Source organism: Qipengyuania polymorpha, assembly GCF_019711435.1.
In the GTDB taxonomy this organism is placed as follows: domain Bacteria; phylum Pseudomonadota; class Alphaproteobacteria; order Sphingomonadales; family Sphingomonadaceae; genus Qipengyuania; species Qipengyuania polymorpha.
Genome location: NZ_JAIGNK010000001.1, coordinates 438154 through 459808, shown reverse-complemented (window position 1 = coordinate 459808; position 21655 = coordinate 438154). Strand labels below are relative to the sequence as shown.

Sequence of the window (21655 nt, the reverse complement as noted above, 5' to 3'; positions counted from 1 at the left end):
AAGAAAGGGGTATCCGCCATGAACACTGCAGCAACCACTATCGCTCCGACAAGCGAGGGCACTCCGGGCACAAGCTGGCTCGCGCTTGCTGCCCGGCTGATGCTCGCCGCCATTTTCCTGCTGGCCGGTCTCAACAAGATCACCGACCCTGCCAGCACCATCGGCTATATCGCCTCGGTCGGCCTTCCCGCCCCGACGCTGGCCTATTGGGGTGCGGTGGCGATCGAAGTGCTTGGCGCACTGACCCTGATCGCCGGGTTCAAGACGCGCATGACGGCGCTGGCTCTGGCGGCTTTCAGCCTCGTCACGGCCTTCGTCTTCCACAACCAGATCGGCGACCAGACGCAGTTCGTGATGTTCTTCAAGAATATCGCCATCGCAGGCGGCCTGCTCCAGCTCGCCGCATTCGGTCCGGGCACGATCTCGCTCGACCGCAAATAGGTCGAATACCGGTCCAGACAGACTGCCGGGGAGCCCGCGCTCTCCGGCAGTTTTATTGTGTCGACGACAAGATCTCAGGCCGGCTTGTGCGCAGCCAGGATCTCGCGCCGCTTCTGGATTTCGTAATATTCCGGACGGCGGGGAAATCGTACCGTCAGCAACAGGAAGAGCGTGACCATCAAGCCCGCTCCGCAAACGACGAAGATGGACTGGAGCCCGCCCATCCTGTCCGACTGACCGAGCATGAACGCTCCGAAGGAAATGCCGAAATTCGAAACTGCCATGTAGATCGTGAACTGGGTAGCGGCGACGGTCGGGTCGCACAGCCGCATCGACACCGGCAGCAGGGCCACCGTGCGCAGGACATTGAGCGCCATCCAACCATAGACGAACACCAGGAATAACGCCGGAACTCCCCAATAGGAGACCGAAAAATACATGGTGGTCAGGAGACCAAGCGTGATGACGATCCACATGATCCCGATCCGCTTTGCGCCGTAGCGGTCCCCCAGCCAGCCGCCGAGCGTCATGCACAATATTCCGCCGACCAGCCCCGCGCTCGCATTGTGCGAAGATATGGTCGAGACATCCCAGCCGACGTGGTTCGCCCCGATCAGCGGCACCGCCCCGGTCATCCCGCCGTAGAGGATGCCCGCGCTGAACATCGCTATCATCCACAAGAGGCTCTTGCCCGCGAAGAGCGAAACGAAGGTCGAACGCAATATCGGCCACCACGCGTCGAGCTGGATGTCGAGATTGCGCGCATGGGCATCGCCTTCGCTCCAGGGATAACGCCGCTCGCCGGTCCTTTCGCGAAAGGCAGCGGTGTAGGCGCACAGCAAAAGCAGGATTGCCGCGACCGTCAGGAAGGCGCCGGGCGCGCCGAAGTCTTCGATGACGAAGCCGCAGATGGCGGTGGCCGCCGCAATTCCGATCGACTGCCCGCCGAACATCATCCCGCTCCCGCGGGCGCGCTCGTCCTCGGACATGATGTCGACCGCGAGGCCGTCGACAGCGACATCCTGGAACGCGGTGGCCGTGTTGAGCATGAAACCCAGCGCGCCGAGGATGGCGATATCGGTCACTGCGGGCGACAGGACGGCCCCCACGACCAGAACGGCGATCATCAGGCCCTGCGCCCCGAGTATCCACGCGCGCCGCCTGCCCATCGGCAAGTAGGTGTAGCGGTCCATGAAGAAGCCGTTGGTGAACTTGAGCGACCACGGCAATGCGGTGAGCGCCGCTACCGAACCGACATCGGCTGCCGATGCGCCGTTGACCGCCATCCATGCGGGAATTGCGAACCAGAACAACCCGATGGGCATGCCCTGGCCGACATAAAGGATGAAGAGCGTGAACAGCCGTAATTTCTGGCTGTTCTCGAGCACGAGCCCGCTTGCAGGCGCGACAGTCGCCATGACCAATTCCCCACACAGGTTATCGGCTGGCTGTTAGCCTTGGCCGGTCGCGCCCCTTTCACGAACCGATTGCTGCGCAAAATGCCGCATTTCTGCGGTTTCGGCAAGGGTCACAGTGTCAGGTGGGTACGTTGCGCCGCAAATCCTCGAGCCAGATATCGGCCACTGCATCGCTCGGCGCGCGCCAGTCTCCGCGCGGTGACAAGGCCCCGCCTGCACTGACCTTCGGCCCATTGGGAAGCGCGCTGCGCTTGAACTGGCTGAAGCCGAAGAAGCGTTTGACGAAGTTTTCCAGCCACTTGGTGATAGTGGCGAGGTCGTAAGTGTTTCGGGCCTCTTCGGGGAAATCGATGGGCCACAGGCCTGCCTCGGCATCCCTCCACGCATGCCATGCAAGGAACGCGACATGGCTCGGGCTCTGCCCCCAGCGGATGACGTGGTGGAGGAAGAAGTCGTTGAGTTCGTAGGGCCCGATGATGGACTGGGTCGACTGGATGGAACCGTCCTCGCCCGCGGGGACCAGTTCGGGGCTGATTTCGGTATCGAGAATGGCGAGCAGGACCTCGTCCACGCCCTCGTCGAACTGCTTCGTCGTCGTGGTCCAGCGGATGAGATACTGGATGAGCGTCTTGGGCACGCCGGCATTGACGCCGTAATGGCTCATCTGGTCGCCCACGCCATAGGTGCACCAGCCGAGCGCCAGTTCGGACAAGTCCCCCGTCCCGATGACCCAGCCGCCATGCTGTCCGGCGAGGCGGAAGAGGTAATCCGTGCGCAGGCCCGCCTGCACGTTCTCGAAAGTCACGTCATAGACCGGCTCGCCATCGGCGAAAGCGTGGCCGATGTTCTCAAGCATCATCGTGGCGGTCGGCTTGATGTCGATTTCTTCGGCGGTGATGCCGAAAGCTTTCATCAGCTTCCACGCGTTGGATTTGGTGCCATCGGAGGTCGCAAAGCCGGGCATTGTGTAGCCGCGAATGTCGGTCCGCGGGCGTCCCAGCCGGTCCATCGCCTTGGCCGCGACCAGCAGCGCGTGGGTGCTGTCGAGCCCGCCTGAGATACCGATGGTGAGGCATTTGGGCCGGGTCGCCTCGATGCGGCGCATCAGGGCATCGACCTGGATGTTGAATGCCTCGTAGCAATCCTCGTCGAGCTTCTCCTGCCGGTTGGGCACGAAGGGGAAGCGGCGGATGGGGCGTTCGAGACCGATGTCCTTGGGCGCGTGACCGTGTTGGAAAGTCACGCGGCGATACCAGTCCTCGGGCCGGCCCGCAGCATCGGCCGCATCGCCCCATGTCTGCATCCGCATGCGCTCGGCAAGGATGCGCCTGGTGTCGACGTCGGCGACGCAGAGTTCGGGCGCGTGGTCGAAGCGCACGCTTTCCACCAGCAAATCGCCGAGCTCGTAAATCATGCCCTGCCCGTCCCACGCGAGATCGGTCGTGCTCTCGCCATAGCCGCTGGCCGAATAGGCATAGGCGCAGACCGAGCGGCTCGAACTGGCACGCGTGAGCATGTGCCGCTCGTCCGACTTGCCGATGGTGATGTTCGAAGCGGACAGGTTCAGCAGGATGGTCGCCCCCGCCAGCGCGGCCAGCGTGCCGGGCGGATTGGGCGACCAGAAATCCTCGCAAATCTCGATGCCGAAGGTGAAGCCGGGCAAATCGTCGGCGTCGAAGACGAGGTCGGTGCCGAAGGGCACGGTCTCGCCGTTGACGGCAATCTCCAGCCCCACGCATTCGCGCCCGTGGCTGAACCAGCGTTTCTCGTAGAATTCGCGGTAGTTAGGCAGGTAGCTCTTGGGAACCACGCCAAGCAGCCGCCCCCGCGCGATCACCAGCGCGCAATTGTAGATGCGGCCATTGCGGCGCAGCGGCGCGCCGATCACCAGTGCGGGCGCCAGCGAAGCCGAGGCCTCGACGATGTCAGCAAGATGCCGCTCGACCGCTTCCAGCATGGCGGTCTGCAAATGCAAATCGTCGATGGCGTAGGAGGACAGGCAGAGCTCGGGATAGAGCAAGAGGTCGACGCCGCGTTCGTGCGCCTTGCGGGCCTGCTCGAGTATCCCCTCGGCATTATAGGCGACATCGGCCGTGCGCACCTTGGGCGTCGCCGTCGCCACGCGCACGAAGCCATGCGTGTGCAGGTCAAAGAAGGGATGCGTATCGCTTTGCGCCATGGGCTGGCTGTCCTTTGCGGGAGGTGTAGCGGGGGTAATCCAGTCGGCGGGCTGGCAGATGCCGAGATCGGCGAGCTTGCGCTGGGCGGCGGCGCGCGCGATGCGGCCCTTGCTTTCCCAGCCGAACACCGTCTGTGTCTTGAAACCGTGGCGCGAGGCGAACTCTTCTGCCGATAGCGGCGGAGTGCGCGACTGGCGCCAGGCCTTGAGTTTCTGTCCTGCCCTATGCATGGCAGTCGCGATTATCCCGAAAAGATAATTGCCGCAAGGCGCTTGTCAGGCGGCGGCAAGAAGTTCCGCGGCGCTGGGGCTTTCCTGCAGCATGGCAATGAGCGCACGCTCCTCGCGCGTCAGCCAGCGGGTTGCGCGGGGCAATTCGAGGCCCTTGCGCCATTCCTCCTGCGTCTCGACGAGGTCGATGACGGCCGGGTGGATATAGCTCTTGCGGGTCACCGCCGGTGTGTTGCCGAGCTGCTGCGCCACGCATTCGAGCAGCGCCTTCATCGGCATCTGCCCCTCGCCCGTGCGCAGGCATTCGAAGCCCATCACGCTGGCGTGCCAGGTGCGGAAGTTCTTCGCGGTGAACCGCTCGCCCATGCAGGCTTCGAGATATTCGTTCACATCGCCCGAATCCACCGCCTGCACTTCGCCGTCGTCATCGACATATTTGAAGACGTTCTGCCCCGGCAAATCCTGCATCTTTCGCACCACCCGGGCGAGGCTGCCGTCGGTCAGGGTGACGTCGCGCATCTTGCCCGACTTGCCCTTGTAGCGCAGGCGCAGCGTCTTGCCCGTCACCTCGGTATGGCGGCGGCGCAGGGTGGTCGCCCCGAAGCTCTTGTTCCGCTCGGCATAGCCTTCGTTACCGACGCGCACCGCGCCCAAATCGAGCAGGCGAACAACGCTTGCCACCGCGCGTTCGCGGGTGAGCTTGCGTGCCTTCAGATCCTCCTCGACCTTCTTGCGTACCAGCGGCAGCAAGTTCCCGAAGGCAAGGCAGTTGTCGAACTTCTCGCTCTCGCGCTGGGCGCGGAAATCGGGGTGGTAGCGGTACTGTTTGCGGCCCTTGGCATCGATGCCGGTGGCAAGGATGTGGCCGTTGGGTGCGGGGCAGAACCATGCGTCCGTATAGGCGGGCGGCAGCGCGATGGCGTTGAGCCGCTTCTTCTCGGCGGGATCGGTGATGAGCTCGCCCTTGGGGTCGTAATAGGCCCATCCCTTCCCGGCACCCTTGCGGGTAATCCCGGGCAGTTGGTCGTCGACATAGATGAGCTTCGTCATGGCGAAGGGAGAAACCGTGGCACGGCTGTATCCGTTCCCCATCTTGCGACGAACGGTTGGGCGTGACACTGCCCGACGAACAAGGAGATAGCGATTGTCCGACCCGACCTATACCCCGCCCGAAGTGTGGAGCGCCGACACGGTAAGCGGCGGCAAGTTCGCCAATATCAACCGGCCGACCGCTGGTGCACGCGAGGACAAGGAACTCCCGACTGGCGAGCACGATTTCCAGCTCTATTCGCTCGCCACGCCCAACGGAGTGAAGGTGACGGTGATGTTCGAGGAGCTGCTCGAAGCGGGTCATGCGGGCGCGGAATATGACGCCTTCACCATCAATATCGGTGAAGGCGAGCAGTTCGGTAGCGGCTTCGTCGACCTCAATCCCAACAGCAAGATTCCTGCCCTGCTGGATCGCAGCGGGCCGGAGCCGGTGCGCGTCTTCGAAAGCGGCGCGATCCTGCTGCACCTTGCCGAAAAATTCGGCGCCTTCCTGCCCACCGACCACACCCGCGCAGAGGTGCTGAGCTGGCTCTTCTGGCAGATGGGCAGCGGCCCCAACATCGGCGGGGGCTTCGGCCATTTCTACGCCTATGCGCCGGAAAAATACGAGTACCCCATCAACCGCTATGCGATGGAGGTAAAGCGCCTGTTCGACGTCGCCGACCAGCGCCTCGCCAAGAGTGAATACATTGGCGGCAAGGATTACACGGTCGCCGACATCGCCGCCTGGCCGTGGATGGCACCTTTCGTCGAAGGCACGATCTACAACGAGGCGCGCAAATTCCTCTCCATCGGCGAATATGAACACGTCGGTCGCTGGGCAAAGCAGATTGCCGAGCGACCCGCAGTCAAGCGCGGCAGGATTGTGAACAAGGCATGGGGCGATGAAGACACGCAGCTCCTCACCCGCCACTCTGCGGCGGATTTCGAAGGCAAGCGGCTTTAAGGCCCGAGGAGAAGCAGGCTGTTCACTACCCGCAAGGATACCATCGGCGCGCCGGACGGGCCCACGATAATGCTGCTCGACGACGAGCTGATAGGTGATGCCTGCCGGCTAGCCGCAACCGCGCTCGTCCAGTCCGGCGAGTCCATGGGGCTGACCATCCTCGCCATCGGCATGGGCGGCGGGACGACCGAACAACTGCTGGGGAAGCGGGCGCGCCACCTCACCTTCGCGTCCGATGCGTTGAAGGCGATTGGCATTGCGTTCGGCGGGGAAGCGGAGAAGCTCGTCACCCATGTCGAGCGCGAGTTGTCCGGCGGGAAATGCGTTGGAGCCATCGGCTTTTCGCTTTCGGCCAGTTTCCTGCTGCAGGCTGCCTCGCGTAGCGCAAACTTTCCCAGCCGCCTCGTTGCGATATCGCCTTCGCTCTGGGCCGAAGGTGCCGCGGAGGATGCGGCGAGTGACTGGCTTTCCAGCAGCGATACCGCCCAACTGAAATTGGCGGTCGGCGGCGAGGAGAAGGACCGCGAGCTGACCGGCGATACGCTTCATATGCATGAGCGGGTGGAGCGCCTCGGCACGCAGCTCGAGCAGCAATTCGGGTCGCGGTCTTGCCTCGCGGTCCTGCCAGAGGAAACCCATTACACCGCGCCAATCGCCGCCATGCCTGCCGCGCTGCGCTGGATTCTCCGCGACTAGGTCAGTTCGGCCGCGAGGCGCTCCATGAAGCGGGCACCTGCCTCGAGCTGTGACAGCGCAATCCACTCGTCCGGCTGGTGCGCCTGCTCGATGGAGCCGGGTCCGCAGATGACGGTCGGGAAACCGGCCTGCTGGAATTGCCCGCCCTCGGCCGCATAGGCGACCTGGGCGGGCGGCGTGTTCTCGCCCGTCAGCTTGCGCACGAAGGCGACAGCATCCTCACTCCCTGCTGCGGTCATCGGCGGTGTCGAGGCCAGTCGCTCGAGCTCCACGCCGGTTTCGGCGAAGCGCGCCTTCATCTCCGCATCGACCCTCGCACAGCTTTCGCGAAACGGGGCGAGGACCGCCTCCGGGTCGATGCCCGGAGGGCAGCGCAGGTCGAATACGAAGCGCGCATGCCCTGCGAGGATGTTGGCCGCCGTCCCGCCCTCCATCTTGCCGATGGTCAGCGTGGCCTGCGGCGGGTCGAAGCCGTTGTCCGGGTCGGCGCTCTTTTCCAGCTGCTGCGCTATTTCCAGCAACTCGCCCATCAGCCGCACCGCGACCATATTCGCCGAGATGCCATGATTCACCAGCGAGCTGTGCGCCTCATGCCCGCGGATGGTGACCTCGTAATTGCTCGAACCCTTGTGACCGGTGATGATGCGCATCAGGCTGGGCTCGCCGACTATGGCGAGGCGCGGTGCGGGAATGCCCTTCGCCATCCTCTCGATCATCGCGCCCGCGCCCTTGCAGCCAACCTCCTCGTCATAGCTGATGGCGAGATGCACCGGCTTCGTGCCGACGACGAAACGCGGCACATAGGCCAGCGCCAGCGCGATAAAGCCCTTCATGTCGCTTGTCCCGCGCGCGAAGAGCTTGCCGTCCGCCTCGCGCACGGTCCACGGGTCGCTGCTCCACGCCTGCCCATCGACGGGCACCACATCGCTATGGCCGGAAAGGATGACCCCGCCCTCTACCTGCGGCCCGCAGGTGGCGAAGAGATTGGCCTTCTTGCCCGTCTCGTCGGGCACGCGGGTGGAGGCCACGCCATGCTGCGCGAGATAGTCCTCGACCCATTCGATAAGCGCCAGGTTGCTGCGCGAGGAAGTCGTGTCGAAAGCGACGAGCGTTTCGAGAATCGAGCGGGCGGTCGCGAGGTTCGTCATACCTCCCGTATCGCCGAACAAAATCGCCCCCGCTACCCCTTCACATATCCGCCAAGGGCGTTATAGGAGCGCCTCGCTGCTGGGGTGTAGCCAAGTGGTAAGGCAGCGGTTTTTGGTATCGCCATTCGCAGGTTCGATCCCTGCCACCCCAGCCAGCCTCCCTCCTTTGCCAAACCGGTCCGCCTCGCTAAGCCTTGGCGCATGAGCGAAACGGACCCGCGCAAAACCCCCGTCATCATCGGCGTCGGCCAGATCAACGATCGGCCCGAAAACCCCGGCGACGGGCTCGACCCCATCGGCCTGATGGCAGCAGCACTGCGCAGGGCAGACGAGGATGCTGGGGGCGGCTGGCTGGCGACATGCGATTCGCTCGCCGTGGTGGCGCAGCTGGCGTGGCCGCAGCTGAACCCGGTCGATGGGGCATTGGCCAAAACGCTCGGCATCTCCCCTGCCCATCGGATGCAGACCGCCATGCCCAACGGCGACAGCCCCATCCTGCTCCTCCACGAAGCCGCCAACCGCATCGCACGCGACGAGGCTGAGGTCTGCGCCGTGGTGGGCGGTGAGGCGCTGCGGACGGCAGCCAAACTGGCAGCACTCAAACCGCGCGAGGACGGCGACAAGCCCAATGCCCTGCGCGATGCCAGCCACCGCAAGCGTACCGGCTATGCGCAGAGCTACGGCCTCGTCGTACCGACCGATGTCTATCCGCTCTACGAAATCGCGGTGCGCGCCGCCTATGGCCAGACACTCGCAGAGGGACAGGCAGAGAGCGGCGAAATCTGGTCGCGGATGAGTAAAGTCGCAGCGGCCGACGATAGCGCGTGGATCCGCGAGGAAGTTTCTGCCGAGGAAGTCGTCACCCCCTCCCCCGCCAACCGCCCCATCGCCTTCCCCTACACCAAGCTGCAGGTCGCCAATTCCTCGGTGAATCAGGGCGCGGGCTTTCTCGTCACCAGCCTCGCCGAAGCGCGCGAGCGAGGCATTCCCGAAGACAGGCTCGTCTTTGTCGGACAAGGCGCGGCAGCACATGAGGATGCCAATTTCCTCGCCCGCGACCGCTATGATTTCTCGCCCAGCCTCGCCACTTCCATCGAGCGCACCATGGCGCTGAACGGTCTGACAGCGGACGACCTCGCCCATGTCGAACTCTATTCCTGCTTCCCCTGCGTCCCCAAGATGGCGCGGCGTGCGCTCGGCTGGCCGCTCGACAAGCCAGCGACCGTTTTCGGTGGTCTCACTTTCGGCGGCGGCCCCATCGGCAATTACATGAGCCATGCGGTGGCCGAAATGGTGCTCCGCCTGCGCGGGACCGGGGATAAGGGCCTCCTCTTTGCCAATGGCGGCTACGCAACGCACAACCACTCGATCCTCCTGTCCGGAGCAGCGACGGGCGCCAGCTTCCCGCAGGAGTTCGACTACCAGCGCGAGGCGGACGAGCGGCGCGGCAAAATCCCGGCACTGGACGAGGATTATGCAGGTGAAGCCACAGTCGAAACCTACACTGTCCACTATGCCCGCGACGGTTCGGTGCGTTCGGGTGTCATCATCGCCCGTACTCCCGATGGCGCACGCACCCTCGCCCATGTCCCGGCAAGCGATGAGTCTACGATTTCTTTACTCACGAACGGCAATGGGGAGCCCGTCGGAACCCCGGGATTGATAGTCCGCGACGAAGCGGGCATGGGGGTCTGGCAGATGCCGGCATAAGCCCGGCAGGGTCTATCCAAAATTCTTCGAGGGGTCTGATGACCGATAACGTTTGGACGCCAATCCGGCACGTGCATGTCGCCGACCAGTGGGTCGCTGCGGCCAGCCGCCAGGATTTCGTCGATGCCGCGCATGCGGATGCCGATTACGCCGACAAGCATGGCCGCGTGCGCACCCGCCTGATCTTCGATTCCAATGGCCAGGGCATTTCGCTCGCGCGCACCAATCCGGAATTCCGCGCCGCGCTCGACCATGGCGATGTCATCCATGCCGACGGCCAGTTCATCGTCAACATGTCGGAGAAATACTGCGCCGAGCCAATCCCCGAGCGCGCGCCGACCACCGACATGATTCACGACTTCGCCAAGGCATGCGAGGAAAGCGGGCGGACCTTCTACCTGCTCGGCGGTCCGGAAGAGACCAATGCCGAATGCGCGCGCCTGCTCGAACAGATGTACCCGCGCCTTAAAATCGTCGGCCGCCACCACGGTTTTTTCAAGGGCCGCGAAGAGGAGATCCTCGCCGACATCGCAGACAAAAAGCCCGATTTTCTCTGGGTCGGTCTCGGCAAACCGCTCGAGCAGAAGTTCTGCGCCCAGTACAAGGACCGGCTCGATGCAGTCTGGACCATCACCTGCGGCGGCTGCTTCAACTTCATCACCGGCGATTACAGCCGCGCTCCGCAGTGGATGCAGGACAAGGGCCTCGAATGGGTCCACCGCATGCTCACCCAGCCCCGCGCGCTGTTCTGGCGCTATCTCACCACCACGCCGCACGCGCTGGTGGTGGCGCTGCGCCACTCGGACAAGCGCGTGAAGGTGATGGAATACGAAGGCTGAGCAAAGCAAAACGGCGCAGCAATTTCTTGCCGCGCCGCTTTTGTCGTTTGGTCCGGCTGCTCAGTTACGCCAGCCGCGGACCTTCCCGGTGCATACCCAGTCGTTCGAGGTACTGGTCGAGCCGATTGACCTGGCGGACTGCTGGCCGGCAGAACTGTGGGTGTACCACGTAAATTCCTGACCCGGCCGCATGCTGGACTGCCCGCAGCTATCGGCTTTGCCGACCCGAGTCAGGCATATGCGCGCATAGATCCGCTGCGAACACTTGTTCTTGTAGGTCACCTCGGCGCGCCCGTTCTCGCGATGGGCGTCGACCAAGGTCATGCAATTTGCCCCATATGAATCGCGGGCGTCCCAGCAGCCGTCTTCATCGACCGAGCTGCGATAATCGGCATTCGCCGCACTCGAAAATGCCGCGAGCGTGAATGCCGTCATGAGTGTCTTGCGCATAAGTCCCCCCTAGGTTGCGCTTGGTAGGTACCGAAGGGTTTATGGGTGACTGCAGCGACGCGGACCACCCAGATGGGTGGATGCGTCCAACTTTTTCGGATTTGGTAGCGGAGGAGGGAAATGTAGGGAGCGTATAACGTGCTGATTTACCTTATCAACTTTTTGGATCGCCATGCAAATACCCCCATCAATACCCCCAAAATCGGACAGATGAGATAAAGCGCCTTTGGCAAACGACGACATGTTATTCGTAGTGACAGGTGAAATGAGCGTCGGCCGTTTTTGGGCCGATCAGAAGGCGAAACGCCAGGTCATGAACCATCCGCCCGATTGTACATCGAGGACATGTCATGGTCTGGCATGGACTGTATATTGTGGCCCGCATGCGGATCGGGTGTGTCGCTAGGCTTCGCATTCATCGGCGGGGGAGTGGCCGCAGGTGACGGCGCTACTACCGGAGTGCTCGCCGGTCGGTCTGGTTGCCTACCGGCAGTCGCAGCTTCACCCGACCGGTTCGTATTGGCCTCTCCAGCGGGAGAGGCAGCGTTGTCTCTTTCGCCTTCACCAGCACCTGTGCTCTCGGTCGGCGGGGCCGTATACAGTGGCAAGGCTTCAGCTTCTGATGAAGTGTCCTGCGTCTGATGACATGCAGCGAGCCCTAGCCCCAGTGCCGCCGCAGCAAGGGGGGCAACAAACGCGTTCCGATTCGATCTACGCATCATTCTATCCTTCAAAGCCAGGAGATACCAAGATGATTGGCACCGTGCGCAAGCTCGCCGCCCAGAAACCCCTGCACCAGCACGAGAGCGGCCATGGAAAAGATTGCGGCGCGAAGCAGGGTCCGGCTCGCGGAAGCACGGCTCGCAAGATAGGCCATCGCCAGACCGAGGACGGCGATCAGCATTCCGTTCCAGCGATGAACCTGCATCGTAGTATCTCCGCCGAACCAGAGACCGGTATGGATCCAACCGAATAGGGCCGCCACGACCGCCCCGGCGGCACCGCCATAAACAAGTACGCGCACTGCCGGCTCTAGGCCTGTGCCCTTCCGTGCGATGATGAATAGCTCGGTGAGAGCTGCCATAAAGAACAAAGCGATCGGAAAGTGTACGGTGGCGGGATGCAGCGATTTGAGCACACCGACCACGCCCTTGTCGCCTTCGCCTGCATCCTGTCCATTCGCCCCGTCATGATCAGCAGCCGTATCGCCGTGCCCCTGCGCAGACTGGATTTCTTCTGACGCCGCATCGGAGACGACAGCACTGGCCGCTTCACCATGTTCTTCGTCGCCATGGGCCTGGGCCGGACTTATCCAGAGCAGACTGGCGGCCACAATAGCCATGAATTGGATTGGTTTCATTCTCTTTGGGCTCCGGTCTTAGCGACAGTCGTGCGACCTATTGTATCGGTAGTGCTCTGCGAACCCTCATCTCTCGCGGTAATGCAGCGAGGCGAACGACGGCGCGTTAGGGTTCAAATATAAATCACGAGATGGTCGGGCCTCCTGCCTTGCACAGCGCTTTGGTGAGGGTGGCCAGCCTCAGGTACGAAGCGAAAGCCCGGCCACCATCTCCTAATCGTCTTGCGCCATGTTCTCGTGAGCCGCCATCTGCTCCATCATGTCGTGCATCATCATCATGCGCTGGTGACAGGCCGCCATCATATCGGCATTGCCGCCTTGCATCATGCCCGCCATGTGCTCCTGCACTTTTGCACGATGTTCGGCCATCAGCCTTTGGCGTTCGGCAGGATCGCCCGCCGCGTGGGCCTGCTGCATCAGCGCGCGCATTTCTGCCATCTTTTCACGATGGGCCGCCATAGCGTCGGAATCCTGCATCATATGGCCAGCGTGTGACTGCTGCTGCGCCGCCGCTTGATCTCCGTGGTCATGCTGTTGCTGGGCCATTGCCGGGGTGGCTGCCAAGCCGGTGGCGAGCGCGAAAGCTAGAACTGTCCGTTTCATGGTCGATTTCCTTTAGTCGGTCTTGCGGTGGATGCTGTGTGCATTCATCTTCTTTACGCAGCCGACATCTCTTCCCCTCAAACAATCCGCAGCAGCGGTGGGGCTGGTGGGCCGAAGCACGGCCGGTTGCAGCGGTGCTGTTTTTCGGCCACCTTTTTGAGAGAAGCTGATAACGACGAATGGGGAGTATCATGGTGCCAGCAGAGCCGTCGGAGAAGCAGTCGTGAGCACGGTCAATGAGGACGGCAGCTGGGATGTTCCGGAGCCCGATCATGCCGAGCTGGTGCAAATGCGCATTCGCCTCATAACTCTCGAGAACATAGTTCTCGGCCTCTTGTCCGGGGCGAGCGACGAACAGATCGAACAGATCAGGAAACGTGCGGACATGATCGAACCGCGTCCCGATGCGAGCCGGCATCCGCTTACCGAACTGGCAGCAGGTGACATGCGGAAATTTCTCGAACGCGCTGCTCGCATGGCCAAAACCGAGAGCCGCGAAGACCGTGACTGATCCAGGCTTTGGGGCAGCAAAGGCGTTATGCAGGACGTGGAACTCCGGCCCGCCGCTATTTCCTTGCGCACATCATTCCGGCGTATCCGAAGCATGACCAGAACCCATTGGCTGATCTTTGTTTGCGGGAGCCTGATCGCGTTCGTCTGGGAGATTTTCCAGATGCCATTCTTCGAGCCGGGTGATCTCGAACCCTTCGAGCGGACCATTCGCTGCGGCATTGCAAGCCTGGGCGATGGCGTGATCCTGCTGACAGGTTATAGCCTTGCAGCATTACGTGGCGGGCACGCATGGCTCTGGCAAGCCGCCAAAATGCCCTATGCGGTCTATTTCGGCTTCGGGCTTGTCGTCGCAATCGCCGTCGAAATGATCGCCACATCGCTTCCGGCAAACAGTTTCCTGAGCTGGCGCTACAGCGAGTTGATGCCGCACGAGCCAGTGACGGGACTAGCGCTGATCCCGATCGCGATGTGGACGGTCGTGCCGGCGCTAACGATCCTTCTGGTCCGCTTTGCCCGAGCCGAACCTGATTAAACTGGGAGCGGCTTCAGGGTGCATTCGGCACATGTTTCGCCCGCCGCCTGATCCTGGGAAACCGGTTCGCAAGCAGGACAAAGCCCGAAACCGCGATAATCGTCCCGCCGATCCCGAACAGTAGCAGCCACCAGCTGTTGATGCGGTCGCGCTGCGTCCAGTCCATGATATGCAGCCCCCAGATAAAATCGAACAGGCGCCAGGTGTCGCTGCGGGCAGCGAGCACCGAGCCACTCGATGCATCGATGTAGACGCGGGTATTGTCCTCATCGCCGTAGGTGATCTGCCACGCCGGAAACGGACCCCGGAATTCGGTCCCGACAGCGTCTTCGATGAGGCGTGTGGTCGCTATGGTGGTCGATGGCCCGGTCCAGGCACGTCGGGCGATGGCCCGTGCACTCGCGGCGGGAAGGGGCGAGAGGAGCATCCCGCTATCCGGGTCGCGGAGCGTGACGCTTCCATCGTCCCGGCGGACCTCGGTTACTGCCCTGCCGCCGACCGCGCGCGTCGCAAGGGAAACCACCCCCTCGCTGCTATCGAGCCATTGGGGCATGACAGCATCAGCGGGCAGGACCTCCGGCGCGCGCGAAACGACATGTTCGGACCGAACCTCTTCGATGTCGAGAAACGACATCAGCGCCCCGGTGATCATCCACAGGAGCACCTGGACGCCGACAAAGATCGCCAGCCATTTGTGAAGCTTGCTGCCCAGCACATGAAGACGCAGCTTGAAAGAGCGTAACGCCAATCGGTGTTCCCCCGATCAAATCAGTTGTTACGCGGTGCGCGTGACGATGAATGGTACTGAACGATCTTCCAGCCATCTGCATCATGAGCGAGGACCGAGGTCGCAACCCCTTCGCGGTCGATTACGCGGCCGTCGGCCAGTTCGATCCGATAGGTGTACGTTTCGCGGCCATAAGCCATATGTCCCATCCGGGTGACTGCGAGCGTCGGTTCGCCGAAGGTGAAGCTGGTTATTGCATCGAGTTCCGGTCCCAGGTGATGCTCCATGTAATGCGTGAAGCTGCCTTCCGCCTTGCCGTTTTCGTAAACGAAGGATTCCTCGGCAAACAGCGCGGCCATGGCCTCTGCATCGCGCGACGTCAGGGCATCGCGATATGATGTCAGAACCGCTTCTGCCCCAGCGACGTCGTCGTTCATCGCAGCCATATGCTCGGCATGGTTCATGCCCTGCTCCGTATGGTCCATCGGCGTTGATACCGAATGTTCCGAATGCGCCGAATGGTCCATGGATTGTGCCAGGGCGGGAGTGCCCCCTGCAGCCAAGGCCAGGGCGACCGCGCTTAGGGATAGTCTTGTCCTCATTGTATATTTCCTTCTCTTAAAACCAGAATCGAATTCCCACGACGTAATTCGTCACGCTAGAGTCTTCCCCTGCGGCGCGGGCATAATCGGCGCTGTCACCGATCCGCCATTCCTGGGATACGCCAACATAGGGCGCGACTTCGCGTGCGAACTCGTAGCGAAGACGCAGACCTGCCTCGATCCGGTCGAGGCCAGCGCCAATGCCGAGTTCGGGAATATCCTGCACCGAAAGTGCGATTTCGGCACGCGGCTGGAGGATCAGCCGCTGCGTGATGCGCTGATCAAGCTCGCCCTCAAAACGCGCCGTCACATTGCCTTTGTTCGATACGAACGCTGCAACGTCTACCTCGAACTGGTAGGGAGCAATGCCCTGTATTCCAATGACCGCATGGGTGCGCTCGGGCCCTGTCAGATCCTGGCGGACACCGGCTTGGAAATCGAAGAAGGGAGCGATCGCCCGGCTCCAGAGCGCCTGGACTTCGGCGCCCTCGACAGGCTCACCGAAGCTGCCTTCACCCTCGGACTTGAACCAGAACTTGTCGATATCACCGCCATAATAGCCCTGGATATCCCAAAGATATCCATCCGCTCCCTCGCGGGCGCGGTATTCGAGCCGGTCGCCCTGAAACCAGAAGCGCATCCCGCCGTCGGTCTCGCGTACAAGTTCGCGCCGCGCTTCGTTCATGGCTTCCTCGCCCCAGATCGCAACCGCCGCGCGCGCGGGACCGCTCCCGGCTTCGGGAGGAGGCGGCAGCAGCGGGATATCGTCGTTCGAGCCCATCTGCATCGACGAATGGTCCATGCCCTGCATGTCCTGCGATCCCGTCTGCCCGTGGTTCATCTGGCTGTGATCCATCTGCCCATGGTCTGTCGACGAGCTGCTGGCTTCCGCCTGCCCCATGTCGCCGTGATTCATCTGCGAATGATCCATCGTCGAATGGTCCATCGCAGCTTCAGGCTGGGCAGTACGTTCGCACGCCCCCTCTGTTACCGGATGCCCCATCGCACGATGGCGCGCGGCTTCCTCCTCGCACTTTACCTTGGCGTCAGCCTGCGCCTCGGCGCTCTGCTGCGGCTCCGCCGGCGAGTGACCGGCATGCTGGGCTGCGGCGGGCGAAGCGAGGACTGCACCTGCTGCGACGGAGGCGAAGAAGCTGAAATTGAAAGTCTTCATGCTTCGCTCCCGTCCGGATTGGCAACCGTGACAATCTGAAACATCCCGGCATGCATGTGGTAGAGAAGGTGGCAGTGGAAGGCCCAGTCGCCCGGCTCGTCCGCCGTCAGGTCGAACTGCGCGCTGCCACCCGGCTGCAGGATAACTGTGTGCTTGAGCGGTTGACGGTCGGCCGGGGCGCCATTGACCAGCTCGAAGAAGTGCCCGTGCAGATGGATCGGGTGCGCCATCATCGTGTCGTTGATGAGCTTCACGCGCACGCGTTCGTTATAGGCGAACCGGATCGGCTCGTCGGAGACGGCGGAAAACTTCTTGCCGTCAAACGACCACATGTAGCGTTCCATGTTCCCGGTGAGATGGATTTCCATCCGCCGCGAGGGAGTCCGGCCCTCCCGATGAGGTGTCAGCGAGCGGAGCTTGCGATAGTCGAGCGTGCGGTGAGGGACATCGGCGAGGCCGATGCCGGGATCGCCCATTCGGTCGACCGGGTTCATCGAGACCATGTCTAGCCCGGGTCCGACCTTCACATCGGGAGGCAAGCGCGAGATATCACGCATCTGCATGCCTCCCGCCATTCCGGCCATGCCCGCCATATCCGAATCGCCGGACGAACCATGGTCCATTCCCGCCATGTCACCGCCACTGCTGTGGTCCATTCCGGTCTTGCCGGCATCGCCGCCGGAGCCATGGTCCATGCCGCTCATGCCCATATCGGCCATGGTCAGCAGCGGGGGATCGCGCAGCGGAGGTATGGCGGCGCGCGCGCCGGGTGTGCTCGCAAGTGTGGCAATACCCATGCCGGAGCGGTCCATGGACTCTGCCACCAGCGTGTAAGCCTGTTGCTCGCCCGGCGTCACGACGACATCGTAGGTTTCGGCAACGCCGATCTGGAACTCGTCGACCTCGACCGGTTCGACATCCTTCCCGTCCGCCTGCACGACAGTCATCGGTAAGCCGGGAATACGGATATTGAAAAAGGTCATGGCTCCGGCATTGATGAAGCGCAGGCGTACGCGCTCGCCGGGGCGGAAGAGATATTCCAGGTTGTCGAGCGGGCCGTGACCATTGAGGAGGTAAGTGTAGGCAGCGCTCGACACATCGAGGATGTCGGTCGGCATCATGCGCATCCTCGCCCACATCCGGCGGTCCCCGCCCGAAAGCGGATAATCGTCGGTCCAGGTGTTCTGGTTGTAGTTGAAGTAGCCTTCGCCCTTCTTGAGCTTGTCGAAGATCGTGTGGGGCGACATATCGCTGAATTCGCTGAGCACCACGATATATTCGCGGTCGGCCCGCACCGGATCGGGTCCGGCGGGATCGACCACGATAGCGCCGTAGTGCCCGGCCTGTTCCTGCAACCCGCTATGCGAGTGCCACCAATAAGTTCCTGCCTGCCGCACGGGAAATTCCGCTGTGAATGTCTCGCCTGGTTTGACGCCGGGAAAGCTCACGCCGGGTACACCGTCCAGTTGGAACGGCACGAGCAGACCGTGCCAGTGAATTGAGGTATCTTCCTCGAGCTGATTATGAACGTTCAACCGCACGGTCGTGCCCTCTTGCAAACGCAACAGCGGACCGGGGATCGTGCCGTTGACGGCGATGGCGCCGCCGCGCCTGTTACCCGTCGCGAAGGCAGAACGTGCGACAGTGAGGTCGATATTCGGCCCCGCTACCTCGTCCAGTCCTTTCCTAGCGTTACCCGCCAGGATGTCCGCGCCGCGCGCCCAGGCCGGCATGGCACCGGAGAGGCCAAGCAGGCCCAGCCCGCTAGCACTTGTTCCAAGGAATTTTCGGCGATTGAGGGCAGGCATAGGGGGCTCCTGAAAATGCGTATACCGTCACATACGCGGCCACCTGCCCTACCCCTCAAACTTTTCGAACCGCTCCTTCAGCCGGTTGCGCGCACGATAGATGCGCGTCTCGACGGCTTTCTCGGTGGTGCCGAGCAGCTCGGCAGCCTCGGCCTGGCTGTACCCCTCGACAGTGACCAGCACGAGCGCCTCTTGTAGGCGCACCGGCAAGCGCCCGATTTCGGCCTGGACCAGCCGCAGCTGTTCGCGGGCTCCGGCAACATTTTCGGGATTAGGAGCATCGTCGGCAACGGCGTCGGCTTCCCGCCCATCCGGCAAACCAAGGAAGCCAATAACTTTCCTGCGGCGGAGCCTGTCGCGGCACCGGTTGAGAACGATTGTCGTCAAATAGGGACCGATGGGCTTGCTCGGATCGAGGCGATGACGAGTCAGCCAGACCGACGCGAGACCGTCCTGAACGACATCTTCGGCCCGCGATGGTGAACCCAGCATGCGCGTGGCAAGCGCAATCAACCGGGCGATCTCGCTCTCGACGAGAGCTGTGAACGCCCGCTTGTCACCGGCTATCGCCCGCCCGATCAGAGCTTCATTCGAAGTGTCATCCACCGCTGCCAAGGCTGGTCAGTCACGCGGATCGCGCGTGAGGGCCGCGGACACTTTCCGGTCGAACTGGAGCTGCTGATCGGGATCGAGAATTTCCCGCATGTCGAAGACGTGGCGCACGGTCGCTTTTTGCAAATCGCCCATGCGCGCATGCACCTCGTCGATCGCGGCACTGACTTCGGGCCCGTATTCGTGCTCGGTTTCCATTGCCTGGGCGAGCTGGGCGTTGGCTGCGCGCGCAGAGGCTTCGAGCCTTGCCTGTTCTACCGCGAAACGCGCTTCGAGCGCATCGAGCCGCTGCTCCTGGTCAGCCGTGAGCGACAGCTCATCGTGCACGAACTGGTGCAGGCTGCCCTCGGCATCGTTGTTGGCCCAGCGATCGGCGGCAAAAGCTCCGAGACATCCTGCGAGCGCCGCCAGCAGGACCGCCAGGACAAGGTGAAACTTCTTCAACGCCTATGACCCCACATGAAGCAAAGCAGCGGGTGACAGGGATTCTCCGCCAACGAGGCTCTCGCCAACAATTTCTGTAGGAGCGCCATATTCGGAAGGCCATCCGCTGGTCCCTGCGCCAGCTGCCAGCCCGACGACAAACAGACCGGCGAACAAGGCCATTCTGCGTCGCTGATCGGCAATTTCGCCAAGCTGTCCCGCGCGCTGCCAGACGCCGTTCATGAAGTCGGGCGGCACGTCGCCAGCCTTCTGCGAGGCCATGGTGCCGAGCATCGCATCGAGTGTCTGATTTTCACGCATCCCTTGCTCCTGTCGGTTGCACGGTTCCTATACGCGACACTTCGCGCAAACCCTCAAGTTTCTTTTTTGAGGGCTGCGGGTTGGCGACGCGTAAGAGGAGATAACTGTAGCAACAGCGGTATGTACCAGCGTCGAATGGGAGCCATGGCATGAAAAGCGCGGCAGTTCCGTCAAAAGAACGCGAGTTCACTCCGCCGCTGGGCAAAAGCTGGCTCACGCCGTTCTATGACCGCGCGATCGCAATCTTTACGCGCGAGAGCCGGTGGCGCCGCGCGATCGTCGAAGAGGCCGTATTGGTGCCGGGCGACAAGGTCATCGATGTCGGGTGCGGCACCGGGACCTTGCTCAGAGCGCTGATGGCCAGCTGTCCCGAAGCCGGCTTCATCGGCGTTGAGCCAGACCCCGCCGCGCTGGCGATCGCGCAGCGCAAATTCGGTGCCGGAGTCGATATGGTCCGGTGGCACAACGGCTTTCTTGACAGTCTCGAGCTTTCCGACGGCTGGCAACCAGATAAGATCGTCAGCAGTCTCGTCCTTCACCAGGTGCCCGTTTCGCAAAAACGCGCGATCCTCGAGCAGATCGAGAACCTTCTGGCCCCCGGGGGCATGGCGCTGATTGCCGACTATATGGGGCAGGATGCTCCAGTCATGCGCGCGCTGTTCCGTTCGAGCGTTCAGCTTCTCGACGGCGTGAAGGACACCCAGCCGAGCGCCGACGGAGCCGTCGAGAAATTGCTCGCCGAGATTTTCGCAGACGCCGAATTGCTCGATCGTATCCATACCGCGACCGGAACCATTTCTCTCTGGCGCGGCATCAAGAAAGGCAATGTCCAATGAACCTCACGAAAGATTCGAGACCGCTACGCCGTTCGCTGGCGGCCTCGCTCCTCCTCGCCCTTGCAGCCTGCTCGAATGCAGCGCAGGCCGCGACCTACACGATGTTCCGCGACGCAGGATGCGGCTGCTGTCTCAGCTGGGCCGGTCACGTCGAACATGGGCTCGAAGCAGAGGTCGCCTCGGTCGACACCGACGACATGGCTGCGCTCAAGACAGCCAAGGGTGTGCCACAGGATCTGTGGTCGTGTCACACGATGGAAGTCGATGGCTATATCATCGAAGGCCACGTGCCGGCCGATGCCGTCGCGAAGCTATTGCGCGAACGCCCCGAAGACGTTGCTGGCCTGGCTGTGCCCGGAATGCCGCTTGGCTCGCCCGGAATGGAAGTCGGAGAGCAGGTGCAGCCCTATGATGTCATCGCCTTCGGCCCAGGCGGGCGGAGCGTGTTCGCATCCTACCCGTGACTATGGACAAGCCATTTTCGCGCCAACTCTAACGGAGGACCATCATGTCGGACTATTCGGTCAGAACCTCAATTCTCATATGGGGCTGGACACTCAGCCTCTTCCTGCTTTTCAGCTACCTGATCTGCATCGGTTTCGGCCTGCTCGCGCCCGAACAGGTGCACATGCACGAAGCGTGGGCGCCGCTGCTTCCCGGTTTCGAATGGCTAACCCTCTCGGGCTTTTTGGCAGGCGCTCTCGGCAGCTTTCTGTACGGTTGGTACATCGCGGTCATTGGGGTGCCACTGCTGCGATTTTTCCGTAACCGGTTCAGGACGTAGTAAATCGGCGGCGATGGACGCGTGCCTTGATACTCGCCGAGCATTTTCAGCTGCGCAAGCAGTCCGCTTTGGGCCGCAATTTGCTCGAGCGCCCCGAGCAAAACGCAACCCTCCGGATTTGTCCTGAAATATTTTTGAGGGATGAGCCCCGGCTGAACGTACTGTCCGGCATGATCTTTCTTGAACGGGAGACCATCGACAGGGGAAAGTCTTGCAAGACCATGAGCACGAGAATCAAAGCGAGACAGCTGG

At 62.4% G+C, this 21655-nt stretch carries 24 protein-coding genes and 1 tRNA gene; 11 read left to right on the top strand and 14 right to left on the bottom strand.

Features of this window, described 5'->3' with window-relative positions; genetic code table 11:
• Nucleotides 1-18: 18 nt before the first annotated feature.
• On the top strand, nt 19-441 hold the full coding sequence (locus K3152_RS02275; protein WP_221572411.1) for a DoxX family protein: 423 nt from the start codon (nt 19-21) through the stop codon (nt 439-441).
• 74 nt (nt 442-515) lie between these two features.
• Here K3152_RS02275 and K3152_RS02270 read toward each other — a convergent pair whose 3' ends face one another.
• The 3 genes from K3152_RS02270 to K3152_RS02260 form a co-directional block, all read right to left on the bottom strand.
• Nucleotides 516-1859 (bottom strand): MFS transporter, encoded by a 1344-nt coding sequence (locus K3152_RS02270; protein WP_221572410.1) that lies wholly within the window; start codon nt 1857-1859, stop codon nt 516-518.
• 118 nt (nt 1860-1977) lie between these two features.
• Complete coding sequence (locus K3152_RS02265; RefSeq protein WP_221573066.1) at nt 1978-4038, bottom strand: NAD(+) synthase; 2061 nt, start codon at nt 4036-4038, stop codon at nt 1978-1980.
• A gap of 276 nt (nt 4039-4314) precedes the next feature.
• A complete protein-coding gene (locus K3152_RS02260; protein ID WP_247713115.1) occupies nt 4315-5319 on the bottom strand; it encodes a DNA topoisomerase IB in 1005 nt (334 codons plus the stop codon).
• Nucleotides 5320-5413: 94 nt separating this feature from the next.
• Here K3152_RS02260 and yghU point away from each other — a divergent pair, with 94 nt between their 5' ends.
• Nucleotides 5414-6265, top strand: a complete 852-nt coding sequence (gene yghU, locus K3152_RS02255; RefSeq protein ID WP_221572408.1) for a glutathione-dependent disulfide-bond oxidoreductase — start codon at nt 5414-5416, stop codon at nt 6263-6265.
• Nucleotides 6266-6334: 69 nt separating this feature from the next.
• Nucleotides 6335-6961 carry an alpha/beta hydrolase gene (locus K3152_RS02250; protein WP_221572407.1) on the top strand — a complete coding sequence of 209 codons (627 nt, stop codon included), beginning with the start codon at nt 6335-6337 and terminating at the stop codon, nt 6959-6961.
• Here the strand turns inward: K3152_RS02250 and argE are convergent.
• Entirely contained in the window at nt 6958-8109 is a 1152-nt protein-coding gene (argE, locus tag K3152_RS02245; RefSeq protein WP_221572406.1) for an acetylornithine deacetylase, read from the bottom strand. The two genes, K3152_RS02250 and argE, sit on opposite strands and share 4 nt — an antisense overlap.
• Before the next feature lie 80 nt (nt 8110-8189).
• Between argE and K3152_RS02240 the strand changes: the two genes are divergently transcribed.
• The 3 genes from K3152_RS02240 (at nt 8190) to K3152_RS02230 (ending at nt 10658) form a co-directional block, all read left to right on the top strand.
• A tRNA-Gln gene (locus tag K3152_RS02240) sits at nt 8190-8264 on the top strand.
• A 46-nt stretch (nt 8265-8310) separates the two neighbouring features.
• Complete coding sequence (locus K3152_RS02235; protein ID WP_221572405.1) at nt 8311-9819, top strand: acetyl-CoA acetyltransferase; 1509 nt, start codon at nt 8311-8313, stop codon at nt 9817-9819.
• A gap of 38 nt (nt 9820-9857) precedes the next feature.
• Nucleotides 9858-10658, top strand: a complete 801-nt coding sequence (locus tag K3152_RS02230; RefSeq protein ID WP_221572404.1) for a WecB/TagA/CpsF family glycosyltransferase — start codon at nt 9858-9860, stop codon at nt 10656-10658.
• Between the two features lie 60 nt (nt 10659-10718).
• Here the strand turns inward: K3152_RS02230 and K3152_RS02225 are convergent, their stop codons facing one another.
• The 3 genes from K3152_RS02225 to K3152_RS02215 all read right to left on the bottom strand — a co-directional run bounded on the left by K3152_RS02225 (nt 10719) and on the right by K3152_RS02215 (nt 13071).
• Nucleotides 10719-11108, bottom strand: coding sequence for a hypothetical protein (locus K3152_RS02225; RefSeq protein ID WP_221572403.1), 390 nt, complete (start codon nt 11106-11108; stop codon nt 10719-10721).
• A 730-nt stretch (nt 11109-11838) separates the two neighbouring features.
• Nucleotides 11839-12468: a DUF2231 domain-containing protein gene (locus K3152_RS02220; protein WP_221572402.1), complete on the bottom strand. Its 630-nt coding sequence runs from the start codon at nt 12466-12468 to the stop codon at nt 11839-11841.
• Nucleotides 12469-12681: 213 nt separating this feature from the next.
• Nucleotides 12682-13071 (bottom strand): hypothetical protein, encoded by a 390-nt coding sequence (locus tag K3152_RS02215; RefSeq protein ID WP_247713114.1) that lies wholly within the window; start codon nt 13069-13071, stop codon nt 12682-12684.
• Nucleotides 13072-13294: 223 nt separating this feature from the next.
• Between K3152_RS02215 and K3152_RS02210 the strand changes: the two genes are divergently transcribed.
• Nucleotides 13295-13582 carry a hypothetical protein gene (locus K3152_RS02210; protein ID WP_090479056.1) on the top strand — a complete coding sequence of 96 codons (288 nt, stop codon included), beginning with the start codon at nt 13295-13297 and terminating at the stop codon, nt 13580-13582.
• A gap of 93 nt (nt 13583-13675) precedes the next feature.
• Entirely contained in the window at nt 13676-14116 is a 441-nt protein-coding gene (locus tag K3152_RS02205) for a hypothetical protein (RefSeq protein ID WP_011413854.1), read from the top strand.
• Nucleotides 14117-14129: 13 nt separating this feature from the next.
• Here the strand turns inward: K3152_RS02205 and K3152_RS02200 are convergent, their stop codons facing one another.
• From K3152_RS02200 to K3152_RS02170, 7 genes are all read right to left on the bottom strand, one after another.
• The gene (locus K3152_RS02200) at nt 14130-14864 is read right to left on the bottom strand and encodes a PepSY domain-containing protein (protein WP_233994312.1); all 735 of its coding nucleotides are present in this window, start codon (nt 14862-14864) and stop codon (nt 14130-14132) included.
• Between the two features lie 20 nt (nt 14865-14884).
• A complete protein-coding gene (locus K3152_RS02195; RefSeq protein WP_007163863.1) occupies nt 14885-15370 on the bottom strand; it encodes a YybH family protein in 486 nt (161 codons plus the stop codon).
• 91 nt (nt 15371-15461) lie between these two features.
• Nucleotides 15462-16619 carry a copper resistance protein B gene (locus K3152_RS02190; protein ID WP_221572401.1) on the bottom strand — a complete coding sequence of 386 codons (1158 nt, stop codon included), beginning with the start codon at nt 16617-16619 and terminating at the stop codon, nt 15462-15464.
• Nucleotides 16616-18427 carry a copper resistance system multicopper oxidase gene (locus K3152_RS02185; protein WP_221572400.1) on the bottom strand — a complete coding sequence of 604 codons (1812 nt, stop codon included), beginning with the start codon at nt 18425-18427 and terminating at the stop codon, nt 16616-16618. The genes K3152_RS02190 and K3152_RS02185 overlap by 4 nt, the downstream gene beginning before the upstream one ends.
• 48 nt (nt 18428-18475) lie before the next feature.
• A complete protein-coding gene (locus K3152_RS02180; protein WP_041685070.1) occupies nt 18476-19042 on the bottom strand; it encodes an RNA polymerase sigma factor in 567 nt (188 codons plus the stop codon).
• A gap of 6 nt (nt 19043-19048) precedes the next feature.
• Nucleotides 19049-19483: a periplasmic heavy metal sensor gene (locus K3152_RS02175; protein WP_011413850.1), complete on the bottom strand. Its 435-nt coding sequence runs from the start codon at nt 19481-19483 to the stop codon at nt 19049-19051.
• Between the two features lie 3 nt (nt 19484-19486).
• Complete coding sequence (locus K3152_RS02170; RefSeq protein WP_011413849.1) at nt 19487-19783, bottom strand: hypothetical protein; 297 nt, start codon at nt 19781-19783, stop codon at nt 19487-19489.
• Nucleotides 19784-19932: 149 nt separating this feature from the next.
• Here K3152_RS02170 and K3152_RS02165 point away from each other — a divergent pair, with 149 nt between their 5' ends.
• The 3 genes from K3152_RS02165 to K3152_RS02155 are packed head-to-tail and all read left to right on the top strand — an operon-like array spanning nt 19933 to nt 21403.
• Complete coding sequence (locus K3152_RS02165; RefSeq protein WP_011413848.1) at nt 19933-20619, top strand: class I SAM-dependent methyltransferase; 687 nt, start codon at nt 19933-19935, stop codon at nt 20617-20619.
• A complete protein-coding gene (locus K3152_RS02160; protein ID WP_221572399.1) occupies nt 20616-21083 on the top strand; it encodes a DUF411 domain-containing protein in 468 nt (155 codons plus the stop codon). The genes K3152_RS02165 and K3152_RS02160 overlap by 4 nt, the downstream gene beginning before the upstream one ends.
• A 44-nt stretch (nt 21084-21127) precedes the next feature.
• Complete coding sequence (locus K3152_RS02155; protein ID WP_221572398.1) at nt 21128-21403, top strand: hypothetical protein; 276 nt, start codon at nt 21128-21130, stop codon at nt 21401-21403.
• Nucleotides 21404-21655: the final 252 nt, after the last annotated feature.

Excerpts from the sequence above, each read along its gene's own strand:
- K3152_RS02275 (WP_221572411.1), top strand. The coding sequence starts at position 19 with ATGAACACTGCAGCAACCACTATCGCTCCGACAAGCGAGGGCACTCCG.
- K3152_RS02270 (WP_221572410.1), bottom strand. The coding sequence starts at position 1,859 with ATGGCGACTGTCGCGCCTGCAAGCGGGCTCGTGCTCGAGAACAGCCAG.
- K3152_RS02265 (WP_221573066.1), bottom strand. The coding sequence starts at position 4,038 with ATGGCGCAAAGCGATACGCATCCCTTCTTTGACCTGCACACGCATGGC.
- K3152_RS02260 (WP_247713115.1), bottom strand. The coding sequence starts at position 5,319 with ATGACGAAGCTCATCTATGTCGACGACCAACTGCCCGGGATTACCCGC.
- K3152_RS02250 (WP_221572407.1), top strand. The coding sequence starts at position 6,335 with ATGCTGCTCGACGACGAGCTGATAGGTGATGCCTGCCGGCTAGCCGCA.
- argE (WP_221572406.1), bottom strand. The coding sequence starts at position 8,109 with ATGACGAACCTCGCGACCGCCCGCTCGATTCTCGAAACGCTCGTCGCT.
- K3152_RS02235 (WP_221572405.1), top strand. The coding sequence starts at position 8,311 with ATGAGCGAAACGGACCCGCGCAAAACCCCCGTCATCATCGGCGTCGGC.
- K3152_RS02230 (WP_221572404.1), top strand. The coding sequence starts at position 9,858 with ATGACCGATAACGTTTGGACGCCAATCCGGCACGTGCATGTCGCCGAC.
- K3152_RS02225 (WP_221572403.1), bottom strand. The coding sequence starts at position 11,108 with ATGCGCAAGACACTCATGACGGCATTCACGCTCGCGGCATTTTCGAGT.
- K3152_RS02220 (WP_221572402.1), bottom strand. The coding sequence starts at position 12,468 with ATGAAACCAATCCAATTCATGGCTATTGTGGCCGCCAGTCTGCTCTGG.
- K3152_RS02215 (WP_247713114.1), bottom strand. The coding sequence starts at position 13,071 with ATGAAACGGACAGTTCTAGCTTTCGCGCTCGCCACCGGCTTGGCAGCC.
- K3152_RS02205 (WP_011413854.1), top strand. The coding sequence starts at position 13,676 with ATGACCAGAACCCATTGGCTGATCTTTGTTTGCGGGAGCCTGATCGCG.
- K3152_RS02195 (WP_007163863.1), bottom strand. The coding sequence starts at position 15,370 with ATGGACCATTCGGCGCATTCGGAACATTCGGTATCAACGCCGATGGAC.
- K3152_RS02190 (WP_221572401.1), bottom strand. The coding sequence starts at position 16,619 with ATGAAGACTTTCAATTTCAGCTTCTTCGCCTCCGTCGCAGCAGGTGCA.
- K3152_RS02185 (WP_221572400.1), bottom strand. The coding sequence starts at position 18,427 with ATGCCTGCCCTCAATCGCCGAAAATTCCTTGGAACAAGTGCTAGCGGG.
- K3152_RS02170 (WP_011413849.1), bottom strand. The coding sequence starts at position 19,783 with ATGCGTGAAAATCAGACACTCGATGCGATGCTCGGCACCATGGCCTCG.
- K3152_RS02165 (WP_011413848.1), top strand. The coding sequence starts at position 19,933 with ATGAAAAGCGCGGCAGTTCCGTCAAAAGAACGCGAGTTCACTCCGCCG.
- K3152_RS02160 (WP_221572399.1), top strand. The coding sequence starts at position 20,616 with ATGAACCTCACGAAAGATTCGAGACCGCTACGCCGTTCGCTGGCGGCC.
- K3152_RS02155 (WP_221572398.1), top strand. The coding sequence starts at position 21,128 with ATGTCGGACTATTCGGTCAGAACCTCAATTCTCATATGGGGCTGGACA.